The following is a 14,522-nucleotide window of genomic DNA, read 5'->3' on the forward strand; positions in this document are numbered from 1 at the left end:
TCCGGCGCTGGTGCCAACGACAGGTCCCCGGGTGTCACAATCCGGGGACCTGTCCCGTCTACGCTGGCATGGACGATTCCACTGCGCTGTTCTCCCGCCTCCGCCCACGCCTGTTCGGCGTGGCCTACCGCATGCTTGGGTCTTCGCACGAAGCCGAGGACGTGGTGCAGGACGTCTGGCTGCGCTGGCATGGCGCCGATCAGTCACAGATCGAGAATCCCGAAGCCTGGCTGGTCGCCACTACCACCCGTCGCGCCATTGATGGCCTGCGCCTGGCACGGCATACGCGCGAACATTATGTCGGCATGTGGTTGCCCGAGCCGCTGCTGACCGATGACACCAGCACCCCTGAATATGTACTGGAAACCGCCAGCGATCTGTCGGTCGCCTTCCTCAGCGTGCTCGAACGGTTGGCGCCGGATGCGCGTGCGGCCTTCCTGCTGCACGACGTGTTCGATCAGGACTACGCGGTGGTCGCGCGCACCCTGGACAAGACAGAAGCCGCCTGCCGGCAGATTGTGCATCGTGCACGCCTGCAGCTCAGGCAGGAGCGCCCGCGCTACAACGTCCCGCAGGACGTGCACCAGAAATTGCTGCGCCGTTTCGCCGAGGCCGCATCCAGTGGCGATTTCCGCACGATGAAGGCGCTGATGGCCGAGTCGGCCGAGCTGGTGGGTGACGGCGGCGGCATCGTCACCAGCTTCCCCAAACCGATGGTCGGGGGCGCACGCATTGCCCAGCTGCTGTACGCCCCGCACCTGCGGCGCAGCGCGCAATTGCGGATGGTGCCGGCCATGCTCAACGGACGGCTGGGACTGCTGCGCTATTTCGATGGCGAGCTGGAAGCGGCGATGGCCTTCGAGACCGATGGCGAACGGATCACGCAGATCCTGGTGCAGCGCAACCCGCACAAGCTGCAGCGGCTGGCACTGCCCACCTCGATTCAGTAGATCCGCGCCGCGCGTGGATGGCATCCATTGCGACCTCGTTCTTGCGGGATTCGACCGGGGCGCCGATGCGCCCCGGTCGTGAACGTCTGCCTGCGCAATGGCCGCAGGATTCGATCAGAAGTCCCAGAACACCGGCACCCAGCGGAAGGTCTCGCCCTCCAGCGACACCCGGCCCACTGACGGGAACGGAAGATGCGTGGCCACCAGCATTTCGCCGGTGCCTGCCAGTTCCTTCAGCAGGGCGATGCGTACGCGCGCGGATTCCTCCGGGTCGTGCTCGAAGCCGTTGTGCCAGTTCGGCTGGTCGAAGCCGACCGCGAACACCGCGTCACCGGCGAAGGTCAGGGCCTGCCCGGCAGACGCCACGCGCACCACGCAGTGTCCCGGGGTATGCCCTCCGGTGCGACGGGCCGTCACGCCCGGCGCGATCTGCTGTTCGTCCTGGAAGGTGTGCACATAGCTGCTGTACTCGGCCCAGAAGTGCTTGGCCGTGGCACGCAGCGCATCGGGGAACCCCTGCGGCATGTTGGTGCGGCTGAAGTCCGGCGACTTCCAGAACTCCACCTCCGCCGCGGCCACGTGGATCTTGAGGTCCGGGCGCAGCTGTTCCTTCACGCCTTCAACCAGCAGCCCGCCGACGTGGTCCATGTGCATGTGGGTGATCACCACATCGGTGATTTCGCCCAGGTTGATACCGGCGGCACCGAGGCGGCGGATCAACTGGCCGGCGCGCGGCAACTGCAGGTCCGGGTCCATGCCCAGGCCGGCATCGATGAGGATGGTGCGATCACCGCTGTGCACCACCATCACGTTCAATGCCCAGTCGAAGGCATCCTGCGGCAGGTACATCTCTTCGAACCATTCGGCACGGTCGGCGGCCGGTACGTTGTGGCCGAGCATCTGGGTGGGCAACGGCAGGACGCCATCGCTGATCACCAGCACTTCGACGTCGCCCACCTTGAGGGCGTAGCGCGAGGGCACCAGTTCATCGAGGGCGGGGGCAATGGGCGCGGCGGTGTTTTCCAGGCTGAACATGAGGGATCTCCACGAAGGGCATTGGGCGGGCAGCGATGCAAGGCTGGCGCGAACGATTCCGGGCGCTTTCCCACGGCGCAGGGCGTGGCGTTGCCAGGGCTCGGATGCCTGGCAGGCCAGCACTGCAGGGTTCATGGGAAGACGGGCCACTGCGCAAGCGGTGGGCCCGGAACACGGCATATGCCGTGTGCGATCAGCCTAGGTAGCACACCGTTGCTGCGGTAGGCCCGTGGAGGGGGACGTGATGTTGCATTCCGGGAAGCAATGCGAATCACATACCCAGATCAGACAGCCCCGGGTGATCATCCGGGCGGCGCCCGAGCGGCCAGTGGAACTTGCGGTCGCTTTCCTTGATCGGCATGTCGTTGATGCACGAAAAGCGGCGCTGCATCAGGCCGTCGGCGCCGAATTCCCAGTTCTCGTTTCCATAGGAGCGGAACCAGTTGCCGGAGTCGTCATGCCACTCATAGGCGTAGCGCACGGCAATGCGATTGTCGGTGAAGGCCCATAGCTCCTTGATCAGGCGGTACTCAAGCTCCTTGTTCCACTTGCGAGCCAGGAACTGCCGGGCTTCCTCGCGGCCATGGGTGAACTCGGCACGGTTGCGCCACTCGGTGTCCAGCGAATAGGCCAGCGAAACCTTGTCCGCATCGCGGGAGTTCCAGCCATCTTCGGCAAGGCGCACTTTCTCGATGGCCGATTCACGGGTGAACGGGGGAAGTGGCGGACGGGGTGCTTCAGTGGACACGGTGGGGCCTCCAATCAAGTGGATAAACGGGTGCTTCGACGGGTTTTTTGATGACTCAGGCGTCAGCGCCTGGCCTGCTCCAACAACACCGCTGCAACATCCCTTGCAGTGTCTGCGGCGTCGTAGTCGCCCATCACGCGCGAGACGGTGATGGCGCCTTCCATGAGAACCAGCAGCTGACGCGCCAGCGCTGCCGGCTGCTGGATATCCAGTTGCCCGGTCAGTTCCAGCGTGTAATCGAGCAGCTTCTGCTTGTGATCTTTTGCGATGTGGCGAATCGGATCGTCGGGATCGCCGACCTCGCCCGCGGTGTTGATGAAGGCACAGCCGCGATAGCCCTCGGACTGGAACCAGCCCTTGAGTACGGTGAACATGCCCAGGATGCGTGCTTCCGCAGTATTGGCCTTGTCGCACTCCTGCTGGAACCAGGCCAGCCAACGCACGTCGCGCGCTCTCAATGCCGCAGCGGCCACCTGATCCTTGTTTTCAAAGTGGCGGTAGATGCTCTTCCGGGCAACGCCGGAGGTCTTCACCAGCAGGTCCATGCCCGTGGCGTGGATCCCGTTCTGGTAGATCAGCGCCTCGGCCGTGGCCAGGATCTTCTGTTGGGTATCGGCGGTGGTTGTGTTCACGACGCCAAGGTAGAACGATCGTTCTACCCTGTCAACAGGCGGCATCGCGACCTTCCGGGTTGCCCGTTCGCTCAGGACGATCTATCAAGAAATTCGTACATGTCATCATCCAGAGGCTCGATTTCGGTCGCAAAGTACGTCTCACCACCCACCCATGAGACGCCTCGCATGAACACCTTTGCCCGTACCCTGGCCGTTGCCGCCCTCGCCCTCTCGGTCCAGGCCGGCCTGTCCGCGCAGGCCGCCGAACCGGCCAAGCCGGCTGCAGTCACCAGCATCGCGCGCACCGCCAGCTACATCACCACCGCCGATGGCGTGCAGCTCTACTACAAGGACTGGGGCCCGAAGGACGGCGCGGTCGTCACCTTCAGCCACGGCTGGCCGCTGAACTCGGACAGCTGGGAATCGCAGATGATCTTCCTGGCCAATCAGGGCTATCGCGTCATCGCTCACGACCGCCGTGGCCACGGCCGTTCCAGCCAGCCGTGGGATGGCAACGACATGGATCACTACGCTGATGACCTGGCCACGGTGATCAACACGCTCGACCTGCACGATGTCACCCTGGTGGGCTTCTCCACCGGTGGCGGCGAGGTGGCGCGCTACATCGGCCGCCATGGCACCGGCCGGGTGAAGAAGGCCGTGCTGATCAGCTCGGTGCCGCCGCTCATGCTGAAGACCGCCGACAACCCCAATGGCCTGCCGATCGAAGTGTTCGATGGCATCCGCAAGGCGCAGATGGACAACCGCGCACAGCTGTACAAGGACATCCCGTCGGGCCCGTTCTACGGCTTCAACCGCCCGGGCGCTAAGGTGTCTCAGGGCTTGATCGATGCGTGGTGGGCGCAGGGCATGCAGGGTGGCCACAAGAACACCTACGATTCGATCGCTGCGTTCTCGGCCACCGATTTCCGCGCCGACCTGAAGAAGTTCGATGTGCCGACGCTGGTCATCCACGGTGATGACGACCAGATCGTGCCGATCGACATCTCCGGCCGCCAGTCGGCGAAGCTGATCAAGGGCGCCAGGCTGATTGTTTACCCGGGCGCGCCGCACGGCCTGACCGATACCCACAAGGACAGGGTCAACCAGGATCTGCTGACGTTCCTGCAGGAAAAGTAAGCCACCGGGGCTCCGGCCTCAGGTCGGGGCCCTTCTCACGTGGAACGGTGTTGCAGGATTGAACCGTTCCCTCCTGCCTGCCAGCTTCCGGCCGTGGACATGCGTCAGCAGCCGCTCAGGCATCGGATTCATCGGTCAGCCTGGCAAGAATGTCTTCCCGGCAGGCGTCCAGAATCTCGTCCGCCAACGGCGAATCATCCGGGCATGATCGCGACAGCACCATGGCCCCCACTGCCTGGGCGATCCGCGCAATGCGCCGGGCGCGATGACGTGCGGCAGACGCTGCATCAGGTGGGTCAGCGTGACCTGTACCCGCTGTGAGCCGAGCATCAATGCCCGCCACGAACGCCTCCCTCACCGAATCCGGCTGACGCGCAGCATCGCCGCACAGTGCTGCCATCGTGCAGCCCTGCCCCGGCGCATCCCGGTGCACGCGGGACAGGTAATGAACCAGGAAGGTGCGGTGATCCATCCCAGCCAAGGCCTCGGCGGATGTCGAAAAGCCACACGCTGCGGCTTCGGCCATCAGGTCAGCCTTCGAAGCGAAGTGCTTGTAAAAGCCGCCATGAGTGAAGCCGGCTGCCGACATCAGATCCGCCACGCTCACGCCGTCATATCCCCGCTCGCGGAAGAGTGCGCATGCCGTTTCGACAATGTGAGCGCGGTTGGCCTGCGCCTGGGCCTTGGTGACCTTCATGACTCGATACCTGCTGATGACGTGCTGCGGCGAGGGCATCTTACCACGCATAGATTATGTTCATCATCAAACCATTGACATCAATGATGATGCTCATCATCATTGATGTGTCGCGCCGCTCGTCCCACGACTCCCCCCCCCCCATATTTCCAGCGCTGAGCCCGCATATCCCATGACAGACACCCCGCTCTTCCAGCCCTACGTTCTGGGGCCGCTGACCCTGGCCAACCGCATCGTGATGGCGCCGCTCACCCGCAACCGCGCGGGTGCAGGGCTGGTGCCCAATCCGCTGGCGGCTACCTACTACGCCCAGCGCGCCTCGGCCGGCCTGATCATCACCGAGGCCACCCAGATCTCCGCCCAGGCCCAGGGCTACCAGGACACGCCGGGGATCTACACGCCCGACCAGATCGCGGGTTGGCGTGAGGTCACCGACGCCGTCCACGCGCGCGGCGGGCGTATCTTCGTACAGCTGTGGCACGTGGGACGCATCTCGCATGTGGATCTGCAGCCAGGCAATGCGGCCCCCGTTTCGGCCTCGGCCGTCCGGGCCCAGACCAAGACCTTCGTCCACAACGGCTTCGTCGACGTCTCCGAGCCGCGCGCGCTCGGGATCGACGAGCTGCCCGCCATCATCGATGACTTCCGCCAGGCTGCGGCCAATGCCATGGTCGCCGGATTCGATGGCGTGGAGATTCACGGCGCGAACGGATACCTGCTTGAGCAGTTCATCAAGGACGGGGCCAACCAGCGCACCGATGCCTACGGCGGCTCGATCGAGAACCGCGCGCGCCTGCTGCTGGAGGTTACGGCTGCTGTGGCTCAGGAGATTGGCGCCGATCGCACCGGCGTGCGCATTTCGCCGGTCTCGCCAGCCAACGCCATCAGCATCAGTGATCCGCAGCCGCAGTACGACTACATCGTCGACCAGCTCAGCGCACTGGGGATTGTCTACCTGCATGTGGTGGAAGGTGCGACCGGCGGGCCTCGCGACGTTGCGCCGTTCGACTTCGATGGCCTGCGCCGGCGCTTTGCCGGCGCCTACATGGCCAACAACGGCTATGACCTCGACCTGGCCAATGCCCATCTCGCCGAAGGCAAGGCCGACCTGTTCGCATTCGGACGCGCCTTCATCAGCAACCCCGATCTGGTCGAGCGCCTTAAGACCGGTGCGCCGTTGAATGCGTTGAACCCGGCCACGTTGTATGGCGGCGGCGCCGAAGGCTACATCGATTACCCCGCCTTGACCGACACCGCGGCGCAGTAGGCACCGCAACACTCCGGCCGCCTCCCCGACCCCTGACCACATACACGCCAAGAGATGCCCACCATGAGCACGCTTCCCACCGTTCTGATCACTGGTGCTTCCAGCGGTATCGGCGCCGTCTATGCCGAACGCTTCGCACGCCGTGGCCACGACCTTGTACTGGTCGCGCGCGATCAGTCCCGACTGGATGCACTGGCCGCACGTCTGCGTCAGGACACCGGCGTCACCGTCGATGTACTGGCAGCTGACCTCACCCTCAACGCTGACCTGGCCGCCGTCGAAGCCCGCCTGCGTGACGATGACCGCATCGGCATCCTGATCAACAACGCGGGCGTTGCGCAGGCCGGCGGCTTCACCGAGCAGTCGGCCGAAAGCATTGACACGATGGTGACGCTGAACACGCTGGCGCTGACTCGGTTGGCCGCCGCCGCTGCCCGGCGCCTGACGCAGGCTGGCACCGGTGCGATCGTGAACATCGGCTCGGTGGTGGGCCTGGCGCCGGAGCTGGGCATGTCCGTCTACGGCGCGACCAAAGCCTTCGCGCTCTTTCTGTCGCAGGCCCTGAGCCTCGAACTGGCGCCCAGCGGTGTCTATGTGCAGGCGGTGCTGCCTGCCGCTACGCGCACCGAGATCTGGGAACGTGCGGGCATCGACATCAACACCTTGCCAGAGGTGATGGATGTCGACGAACTGGTCGATGCGGCCCTGGTCGGCTTTGATCGCCGCGAGGCGGTGACCATTCCGCCGCTGCATGTGGCCTCGCGCTGGGACACGCTGGACGCCTCGCGTCAGGGCCTGCTCTCGGATATCCGCCAGGCGCACGCGGCCGAGCGCTATCGCAGCGTCGCCTGATCCGCAGCCATCCTCGCCGCGCCTCAACCCGAGTGTCCATCCCATGAAAGCTTTTCTCATCGACCGCTATGGCAGGAAGGAGATGGGCCGCATCGGCGACGTCCCGCAGCCGGCGTTGCGCGACGACGATGTACTCATCCGCGTGCACGCGGCCAGCGTCAATGCACTGGATGCCAAAATCAGGACCGGGGAATTCAAGGCGATCCTGCCCTATCAGCTACCGCTGATTCTGGGCAACGACCTGGCTGGCACGGTGGAACGTGTCGGCGCTGCGGTTCGCCAGTTCAAGCCTGGTGATGAGGTCTATGCCCGCCCGGATGATGATCGCATTGGAACGTTCGCCGAATTCATCGCGGTCAAGGCTGCCTCCCTGGCGCTGAAGCCTGCCAACCTCAGCATGGTGGAAGCCGCCTCGCTGCCGCTGGTCGCGCTGACTGCCTGGCAGGCCCTGGTTGAAACCGGGCAACTGAAAGCCGGGCAGAAGGTCTTCATCCAGGCGGGCTCCGGTGGTGTAGGCACTGTCGCGATCCAGCTGGCGAAACACCTGGGCGCCTTTGTGGCGACCACCACCAGCACGGCCAACGTGGCATGGGTGAAGGCACTGGGCGCGGACGTGGTGATCGATTACACGCAACAGGACTTCGCCACGGAGCTGCGCGACTACGATCTGGTGCTCAACAGCCTGGGCAAGGAGGAGCTGACGCGCTCGCTGCCGATTCTGAAGCCGGGCGGGCATCTGCTCTCCATCTCCGGGCCGCCTACCCCGGCCTTCGCGGCGCAGCGCAGGCTGGCCTGGCCGCTCCAGCAGGTCATGCGCCTGCTCAGCCACGGCGTCCGCCGCAAGGCCAGGCAGAAACGCGTGACCTACACCTTTGTGTTCATGCGGGCTGACGGACAGCAGTTGACCACGATCACCTCGCTGGTGGAGTCAGGTGCGATCCGGCCGGTCATCGACAGGGTCTTTCCGTTCTCGCAGACCCAGAACGCGCTGGATCATGTCGAGAGCGGCCGTGCCAAGGGAAAGGTGGTTGTCGCATTGCGGTAAGGGCACGTTGCTGCCCGGGCAATAGCCACCGCAGGTGGGTGGCTTTCATTGTCCGGCAGGACGCCCCATTCAAGCGACGGCCACGCACCAACCGCCCTACCCCAGCTCCCGCGCAAGAAATGGCGCCGTCCTGCTGACTTTCGCGCGCGCCACCTGTTGCGGCGTTCCCTTCGCCACGATGGTGCCCCCTGCCCCGCCAGCTCCGGGGCCTACATCAATCACCCAGTCCGCCTGTGCAACGGCGCGCATGTCATGCTCGATCATCACCACTGTATTGCCCGCGTCCGCCAGCCGCTGCAGTTGCACCAGCAGCCTGTCCGCATCCGATGCATGCAGGCCGGTGGTGGGTTCGTCCAGCACGTACAGCGTGCGCCCGCGTTGGCTGCGCTGCAGCTCGGTGGCCAGCTTGATGCGTTGCGCCTCACCGCCTGAAAGCTCCGTGGCTGGCTGGCCCAGCCGCAGGTAGCCCAGGCCGATTTCCTGCAGCAACTGCAGCGGGCGGGCAATGGCCTCTTCCTCGCTGAAGAACGCATGCGCCTGGTCGACCGTCATCTGCAGGACCTCGGCGATGTTGCGGTCATTCCACTGCACCTTCAGCGTGGCGTCGTTGTAACGGGCGCCATGGCAGGTGGGGCAAGGCGCATAGACGCTGGGCATGAACAGCAGTTCGACGCTGACGAAACCCTCGCCCTCGCAGGTCTCGCACCGGCCCTTGGCCACGTTGAACGAGAAGCGGCCCGCATCGAAACGGCGGCGGCGCGCGGCGGGTGTCGCGGCGAACAGCTTGCGCACGTGATCGAACAGCCCGGTATAGGTGGCCAGGTTGGAGCGTGGCGTGCGGCCGATGGGCTTCTGGTCGACCTGCACCACCCGCTGGATGGCGTCCATGTCGCCTGCCAATGTGCCCCGCGTCGTTTCGATCACGGTCGGCCCGTCGGTGGGAGTGCTGTCGGCGCTGTCGTCCGCAGGCTCATGCCCAAGGTGCAGCAGCAACAGCTCGGGCAGCGCCTGCGCCATCAGGCTGGACTTGCCGGAGCCGGAAATACCGGTCACCGCCGTCAGCAGCCCCAGCGGCACCTGTGCGTCCACGCCCTGCAGGTTGTGGCGGTGGATACCCTTCAGTTCCAGCCAGCGGGTGGCGCTGCGCTGCTGGCTGGCGGGCGCAGGCACCTGATCGAACAGATACCGCGCCGTGCGCGACTCCTGAACCTTGCGCAGGCCGTCGGGCTCGCCACTGTAGAGGACCTGGCCACCATGCTCGCCCGCCTCTGGCCCAACGTCCACCAGCCACTGCGCGCGGCGCATCAGCTCCAGATCGTGTTCAACAACGAACACCGAGTTGCCGCCGTCGCGCAGCCGTTCCAGTGCGTCGTACAGCGCCTGGCTGTCGGCCGGATGCAGGCCGGCCGAGGGTTCATCAAGCACGTACAGCACACCAAACAGCAAGGAACTGAGCTGGGTGGCCAGCCGTAGGCGCTGCAGTTCGCCGGCTGACAGGGTTGGCGTCGCACGGTCCAGCGAGAGATAGCCCAGGCCCAGGTCACGCAGCTGGCGTACCCGCGCCATCACACCGCCTGCCAATCGTTGTGCCGCCAGGCGCTTCTCTTCGGACAGGGCGGAGGTCAGGCGCACGTCGGGAGCACCCTCGTGGGTCGCCTGGCCACTCGCGGCCCTCCGGGCGCGATCGCGGGGTGTCGCGCTCCTGCTGGCGCGAGCGCCCTTGCTGTGCGCGCCGAAATCACCTTGTGCGATGGGCTCCAGCAGCGCCGCCAGCTGGTCCAGCGGCAGCCGCATGAACTCGCCGATATCCACGCCGGCAAAGGTGACCGAGAGCGCCTCCGGCTTCAGGCGTTTTCCATGGCAGGCCGGGCACAACCGGCCTTCCATGTAGCGGGAAACGCGCTTGCGCATCAGCGCGCTCTGGGTGTTGGCAAAGGTGTGCAGCACGTAACGCCGCGCGCCGGTATAGGTGCCCATGTAGCTGGGCTCCTGCTTGCGCTTGAGTGCGGCACGGGTCTCTGCGGGCGTGAAACCGGCATAGACCGGCACGCTGGGCGCTTCCTCGGTGAACAGGATCCAGTCCCGATCCTTCTTCGGCAACTTCTTCCACGGCACGTCGATGTCGTAGCCCAGCGTGACCAGGATGTCGCGCAGGTTCTGGCCATGCCATGCCGGCGGCCAAGAGGCGATGGCGCGCTCGCGGATGCTCAGCGAGGGGTCCGGAACCATCAGCGCTTCGGTCACTTCGTAGACATGCCCCAGGCCATGGCAGGTGCTGCAGGCACCCTGTGGCGTGTTGGGCGAGAAGTCCTCGGCGTACAGCATGGGCTGGTTGGCCGGGTACGCACCGGCACGCGAGTACATCATGCGCACCAGGCTGGACAGCGTAGTCACGCTGCCCACCGATGAACGTGCGTTGCTGGCCCCGCGCTGTTGCTGCAGGGCCACCGCCGGCGGCAGCCCGTCGATGGCATCCACATCGGGCACGCCCGCCTGGTCGATCAGGCGGCGCGCATAGGGTGCCACGGACTCGAAGTAACGCCGCTGCGCTTCAGCGAAGACGGTACCGAAGGCCAACGATGACTTGCCGGAACCCGACACCCCGGAAAACACCACCAGTGCATTGCGCGGGATGGAGACGTCGACATTCTTGAGGTTGTGCTCGCGTGCGCCGCGCACCTCGACGCAACCGCTGGCGGCGGCAGCACATGACGACTCACCAAAGGGGGTATTGGACATCGTTACGATCCTGCGGGCAGTGAGCGGCGCGCTTCAGGGCGCCCAGTGGTGCATTTTCGCTGCTACCGGGTGAATGTGGCGAGGGTGAGCGCGGTCTTGGCGCTCATGATCCGCCGTGGGCGCCGCCACGCCATCAACCTAGACCCGCAATGCCTCCAGCACCAGGCTGAACGCCGGGGAAGGCTGTCGCCTGCTCGGGTAATACAGGTGGTAGCCAGGGAACAGCGGGCACCAGTCCTCCAGTACCCGCACCAGGCGGCCACTTTCCAGATGGGGTGCCAGCTCATCAACGGGCAGATGCACCAGGCCCAGGCCGTCGAGCGCGGCATCGACCATGTGCGGTGACGTGCTGAACACCAGCGGGCCATCCACGCGCACATTGATCTCGCGACCCTTCTTCTCGTACTCCCACACATACAGTCCACCGCTGGTGGGAAGACGGATGTTTATGCACCGGTGACCAGTCAGATCGCCCGGCACCTTCGGCATTCCGTGCGCATCGAAGTAGCCCGGCGTCCCTGCGGTGGCCATGCGCAGGCGTGGGCCGATGGGCAGGGCGACCATGTCCTTGTCGATGGATTCGCCAAGGCGAACACCGGCGTCGAAGCGGTCGGCAACGATGTCACGCAGTGCATAGCTGACGTCAAACTCGATGCGGATGTCCGGATAGCGGTGCAGCAGCGGCATCAGCTTGGGAAGCAGCACCGTGCGCAGCACGTGGTCGCCGCTGGTGATCCTGACCTGCCCAGCCGGTGTGTCCCTCAACGCAGTAAGGGCTTCGAGCTCCATTTCGATGTCGTCGAAGTGGTTGCCGATCGATTGCAGCAGGCGCTCGCCGGCGGTGGTCGGCGAAACGCTGCGCGTCGTGCGGGTCAGCAGCCGGATTCCCAGACTCTCTTCCAGGGTCTTGATGGCCTGGCTCAGTGCGGACTGGGTGACCCCCAGCACGCCCGCCGCGCGGGTGAAGCTGCCCTCCCGCGCTACGGTCACGAAAGCCAGCAGGTCATTGAAGTTGCGTCGTGCCATGCGTGCAGTGTGTCACAGGGATTGATTAGCGCAACTAATTGACCCATTCGAAATTGATTATCTAATCAAACGCCAGCGTGTGGTCCAGACTGGCCCCCTCCCCTACCACGGGAGGTCCGGCCGCCGGGTCTTCCGCCGTCATCGCCCTTCTGGGCCTGGAAACCTTCATGAGTTCACTCAATCTTCCCCCGGCCGGGGCGGGCACGGCCGCGCCTGCGCGGTCGGCAACCCCCAGGGAATGGGGCGCGGTGCTGGCCCTTACACTCGGCGCGTTCGCTCTGGTTGCTTCCGAGTTCATGCCAATCAGCCTGCTGACGCCCATCGCCACCGATCTGCGGGTCAGTGAAGGCCAGGCCGGACAGGCCATTGCGGTGTCCGGCGCGTTCGCCCTCGTTACCAGTCTGCTGGTTTCGCCGCTGGCCGGGCAGCTGGACCGCAAATGGCTGCTGCTGGGCCTCACCACCGCGATGATCCTCTCGGGCACGCTGGCGGCACTGGCGCCCAGCTTCCCGGTGTTCATGCTGGGCCGTGCGCTGATCGGCGTGGCCATCGGTGGCTTCTGGGCCATGTCGGCCGCCACCGCCATGCGCCTGGTTCCTTCGCACCAGGTGCCCCGCGCACTGGCCATCGTCAACGGCGGCAACGCGCTTGCCACGGTCATTGCGGCGCCGATGGGCAGTTACTTCGGCGCCATCATCGGTTGGCGCGGTGCGTTCTTCTCGCTGGTGCCGGTGGCTGTGGTGGCCCTGCTGTGGAAGATCGCCGCGCTGCCATCGATGAAGGCGACCGCCGGGCGCACTTCCTGGAATGTGTTCGCGCTGTTGAAGCGCCCGCCGGTGGCGTGGGGCATGGTGGGCGTGAGCCTGTTCTTCATGGGCCAGTTCTCGCTGTTCACCTACCTGCGCCCATTCGTGGAAGGCACGCTGCACGTATCGCCTTCGACGTTGTCGCTGTTGCTGCTGTTGATGGGTGCTGCAGGCTTGGCCGGCACGTTGTTGATCGAGCCCTTCGTGCACAAGGCACTGTTCCGCACGCTGGTGCTGCTGCCCGCACTGATGGCCGTGGTGGCTGTGTGCATGATCCTCATCGGCAACACGCTGCCGAGGGTGGCGGTGTTGTTCGCCCTGTGGGGCCTGCTTGGCACGTCGGCGCCCGTGGCCTGGTGGTCGTGGCTGGCCCGCACCCTGCCCGATGACGGCGAGGCAGGCGGCGGCCTGATGGTGGCCGTGGTGCAGATGGCCATCGCCATCTGCGCCACCGTGGGCGGCGTGCTGCTGGACCACCAGGGCTACCGCGCCACGTTCTGGTTCAGCGCTGTCCTGCTGCTGGGCTCGGTAGTCACGTCCTGCATCGCTGCGCGCTCGGCGCAGCACCATCGCCTTCCTGTCCATTCCTGACGGAGTTCCCCATGCACTACACCTCTCTGGGCCGCTCGGGCCTGAAGATCAGCCGGCTGGGCCTTGGCACCATGAACTTCGGCGAACTTGCCGACGAGTCGACCAGCTTCACCATCATGGATGCCGCCGTGGATGCCGGCATCAACTTCTTCGACAGCGCAGACGTCTACGGCGGACCGCAGTCGCCGGACATGGCGCAGGGCTTCGGCGTGTCTGAGGAGATCATCGGGCGCTGGCTCAAGCGCAGTGGCAAGCGTGACGGCTTGGTACTGGCGACCAAGGTCTATCAGCCGATGGGTCTGGGCCCGAATGATCGCCGGCTGTCGGCGTACCACATCCGCCGCGCCTGCGAGGCCAGCCTGCGCCGACTGCAGACCGACCACATCGATCTGTACCAGATGCACCACGTGGACCGGGCAACGCCATGGGAAGAAATCTGGCAGGCCATGGAACAGCTGATCCGCGAAGGCAAGATCACCTACGTGGGCAGCAGCAACTTTGCCGGCTGGGACCTCGCTACCGCACAGGGCGTGGCCGCCGCACGGCACACCTTTGGCCTGGTGGCCGAGCAGAGCCTGTACAACCTGACCCAGCGCACGGTGGAGCTGGAAGTGATCCCGGCACTGCGCTACCACGGGCTGGGCCTGATTCCCTGGAGCCCGATCGGCATGGGACTGCTGGGCGGCGTGCTGAAGAAGGTCGCCAATGGCCGCCGCGCTACCCCGCAGCTCCTGCAGCGTATCGAACAGCTGCGCCCGCAGCTGGAAGCGTATGAAGCGTTCTGCGATGAACTGGGTGAGGCGCCCGCCGACGTGGCGCTGGCCTGGCTGCTGCACAACCCGGTGGTGACCACCGCGCTGAGCGGGCCGCGCACGGTGGACCAGCTTTTGCAGAACCTGAAGGCCCCTGCGCTGAAGCTCTCAGATGTTTCACTGGCTCGACTGGATGCGATCTGGCCTGGCCCCGGTGGCGAGGCGCCCAATGCCTACGCCTGGTAATCCCCCAACTCCTG

13 protein-coding genes are annotated in these 14,522 nt (G+C 65.4%); 7 read left to right on the plus strand and 6 right to left on the minus strand.

From position 1 onward, the window contains the following. Nucleotides 1-68 precede the first annotated feature (68 nt). Entirely contained in the window at nt 69-950 is an 882-nt protein-coding gene (locus SMAL_RS10220) for an RNA polymerase sigma-70 factor (RefSeq protein WP_012511062.1), read from the plus strand. 114 nt (nt 951-1,064) lie between these two features. On the opposite strand, the gene SMAL_RS10225 is transcribed toward SMAL_RS10220, so the two are convergent. From SMAL_RS10225 to SMAL_RS10235, 3 genes are all read right to left on the minus strand, one after another. Further along, entirely contained in the window at nt 1,065-1,985 is a 921-nt protein-coding gene (locus SMAL_RS10225) for an MBL fold metallo-hydrolase (RefSeq protein WP_012511063.1), read from the minus strand. 271 nt (nt 1,986-2,256) lie between these two features. Then, the gene (locus tag SMAL_RS10230; RefSeq protein ID WP_012511064.1) at nt 2,257-2,733 is read right to left on the minus strand and encodes a nuclear transport factor 2 family protein; all 477 of its coding nucleotides are present in this window, start codon (nt 2,731-2,733) and stop codon (nt 2,257-2,259) included. Nucleotides 2,734-2,795: 62 nt separating this feature from the next. After that, entirely contained in the window at nt 2,796-3,410 is a 615-nt protein-coding gene (locus SMAL_RS10235) for a TetR/AcrR family transcriptional regulator (protein WP_428993284.1), read from the minus strand. Nucleotides 3,411-3,533: 123 nt separating this feature from the next. Between SMAL_RS10235 and SMAL_RS10240 the strand changes: the two genes are divergently transcribed. Then, nucleotides 3,534-4,487 carry an alpha/beta fold hydrolase gene (locus SMAL_RS10240; RefSeq protein ID WP_012511066.1) on the plus strand — a complete coding sequence of 318 codons (954 nt, stop codon included), beginning with the start codon at nt 3,534-3,536 and terminating at the stop codon, nt 4,485-4,487. Between the two features lie 115 nt (nt 4,488-4,602). On the opposite strand, the gene SMAL_RS10245 is transcribed toward SMAL_RS10240, so the two are convergent. Further along, on the minus strand, nt 4,603-5,184 hold the full coding sequence (locus tag SMAL_RS10245) for a TetR/AcrR family transcriptional regulator (RefSeq protein WP_012511067.1): 582 nt from the start codon (nt 5,182-5,184) through the stop codon (nt 4,603-4,605). Between the two features lie 172 nt (nt 5,185-5,356). On the opposite strand from SMAL_RS10245, the gene SMAL_RS10250 reads away from it, so the two are divergent. From SMAL_RS10250 to SMAL_RS10260, 3 genes are all read left to right on the plus strand, one after another. Further along, complete coding sequence (locus tag SMAL_RS10250) at nt 5,357-6,451, plus strand: alkene reductase (protein WP_012511068.1); 1,095 nt, start codon at nt 5,357-5,359, stop codon at nt 6,449-6,451. 63 nt (nt 6,452-6,514) lie between these two features. After that, nucleotides 6,515-7,303 carry an SDR family NAD(P)-dependent oxidoreductase gene (locus SMAL_RS10255; protein ID WP_012511069.1) on the plus strand — a complete coding sequence of 263 codons (789 nt, stop codon included), beginning with the start codon at nt 6,515-6,517 and terminating at the stop codon, nt 7,301-7,303. A 43-nt stretch (nt 7,304-7,346) separates the two neighbouring features. Next, nucleotides 7,347-8,348: an NADP-dependent oxidoreductase gene (locus SMAL_RS10260; RefSeq protein ID WP_012511070.1), complete on the plus strand. Its 1,002-nt coding sequence runs from the start codon at nt 7,347-7,349 to the stop codon at nt 8,346-8,348. A gap of 96 nt (nt 8,349-8,444) precedes the next feature. Here the strand turns inward: SMAL_RS10260 and SMAL_RS10265 are convergent, their stop codons facing one another. Next, nucleotides 8,445-11,087: an excinuclease ABC subunit UvrA gene (locus tag SMAL_RS10265; protein ID WP_012511071.1), complete on the minus strand. Its 2,643-nt coding sequence runs from the start codon at nt 11,085-11,087 to the stop codon at nt 8,445-8,447. A 138-nt stretch (nt 11,088-11,225) separates the two neighbouring features. Then, nucleotides 11,226-12,113 carry a LysR family transcriptional regulator gene (locus SMAL_RS10270; RefSeq protein ID WP_012511072.1) on the minus strand — a complete coding sequence of 296 codons (888 nt, stop codon included), beginning with the start codon at nt 12,111-12,113 and terminating at the stop codon, nt 11,226-11,228. A gap of 167 nt (nt 12,114-12,280) precedes the next feature. On the opposite strand from SMAL_RS10270, the gene SMAL_RS10275 reads away from it, so the two are divergent. Both SMAL_RS10275 and SMAL_RS10280 read left to right on the plus strand, forming a co-directional pair. Continuing rightward, on the plus strand, nt 12,281-13,510 hold the full coding sequence (locus SMAL_RS10275; protein ID WP_012511073.1) for an MFS transporter: 1,230 nt from the start codon (nt 12,281-12,283) through the stop codon (nt 13,508-13,510). Nucleotides 13,511-13,521: 11 nt separating this feature from the next. Continuing rightward, nucleotides 13,522-14,508 carry an aldo/keto reductase gene (locus SMAL_RS10280; RefSeq protein WP_012511074.1) on the plus strand — a complete coding sequence of 329 codons (987 nt, stop codon included), beginning with the start codon at nt 13,522-13,524 and terminating at the stop codon, nt 14,506-14,508. Nucleotides 14,509-14,522: the final 14 nt, after the last annotated feature.

Source organism: Stenotrophomonas maltophilia R551-3, from assembly GCF_000020665.1.
Taxonomy (GTDB): domain Bacteria; phylum Pseudomonadota; class Gammaproteobacteria; order Xanthomonadales; family Xanthomonadaceae; genus Stenotrophomonas; species Stenotrophomonas maltophilia_L.

What these genes read in the sequence shown, in the direction of transcription:
- SMAL_RS10275 (WP_012511073.1), top strand. Translation starts at nt 12,281, where the DNA reads ATGAGTTCACTCAATCTTCCCCCGGCCGGGGCGGGCACGGCCGCGCCT.
- SMAL_RS10255 (WP_012511069.1), top strand. Translation starts at nt 6,515, where the DNA reads ATGAGCACGCTTCCCACCGTTCTGATCACTGGTGCTTCCAGCGGTATC.
- SMAL_RS10270 (WP_012511072.1), bottom strand. Translation starts at nt 12,113, where the DNA reads ATGGCACGACGCAACTTCAATGACCTGCTGGCTTTCGTGACCGTAGCG.
- SMAL_RS10220 (WP_012511062.1), top strand. Translation starts at nt 69, where the DNA reads ATGGACGATTCCACTGCGCTGTTCTCCCGCCTCCGCCCACGCCTGTTC.
- SMAL_RS10280 (WP_012511074.1), top strand. Translation starts at nt 13,522, where the DNA reads ATGCACTACACCTCTCTGGGCCGCTCGGGCCTGAAGATCAGCCGGCTG.
- SMAL_RS10225 (WP_012511063.1), bottom strand. Translation starts at nt 1,985, where the DNA reads ATGTTCAGCCTGGAAAACACCGCCGCGCCCATTGCCCCCGCCCTCGAT.
- SMAL_RS10260 (WP_012511070.1), top strand. Translation starts at nt 7,347, where the DNA reads ATGAAAGCTTTTCTCATCGACCGCTATGGCAGGAAGGAGATGGGCCGC.
- SMAL_RS10265 (WP_012511071.1), bottom strand. Translation starts at nt 11,087, where the DNA reads ATGTCCAATACCCCCTTTGGTGAGTCGTCATGTGCTGCCGCCGCCAGC.
- SMAL_RS10250 (WP_012511068.1), top strand. Translation starts at nt 5,357, where the DNA reads ATGACAGACACCCCGCTCTTCCAGCCCTACGTTCTGGGGCCGCTGACC.
- SMAL_RS10235 (WP_428993284.1), bottom strand. Translation starts at nt 3,410, where the DNA reads ATGCCGCCTGTTGACAGGGTAGAACGATCGTTCTACCTTGGCGTCGTG.
- SMAL_RS10240 (WP_012511066.1), top strand. Translation starts at nt 3,534, where the DNA reads ATGAACACCTTTGCCCGTACCCTGGCCGTTGCCGCCCTCGCCCTCTCG.
- SMAL_RS10245 (WP_012511067.1), bottom strand. Translation starts at nt 5,184, where the DNA reads ATGAAGGTCACCAAGGCCCAGGCGCAGGCCAACCGCGCTCACATTGTC.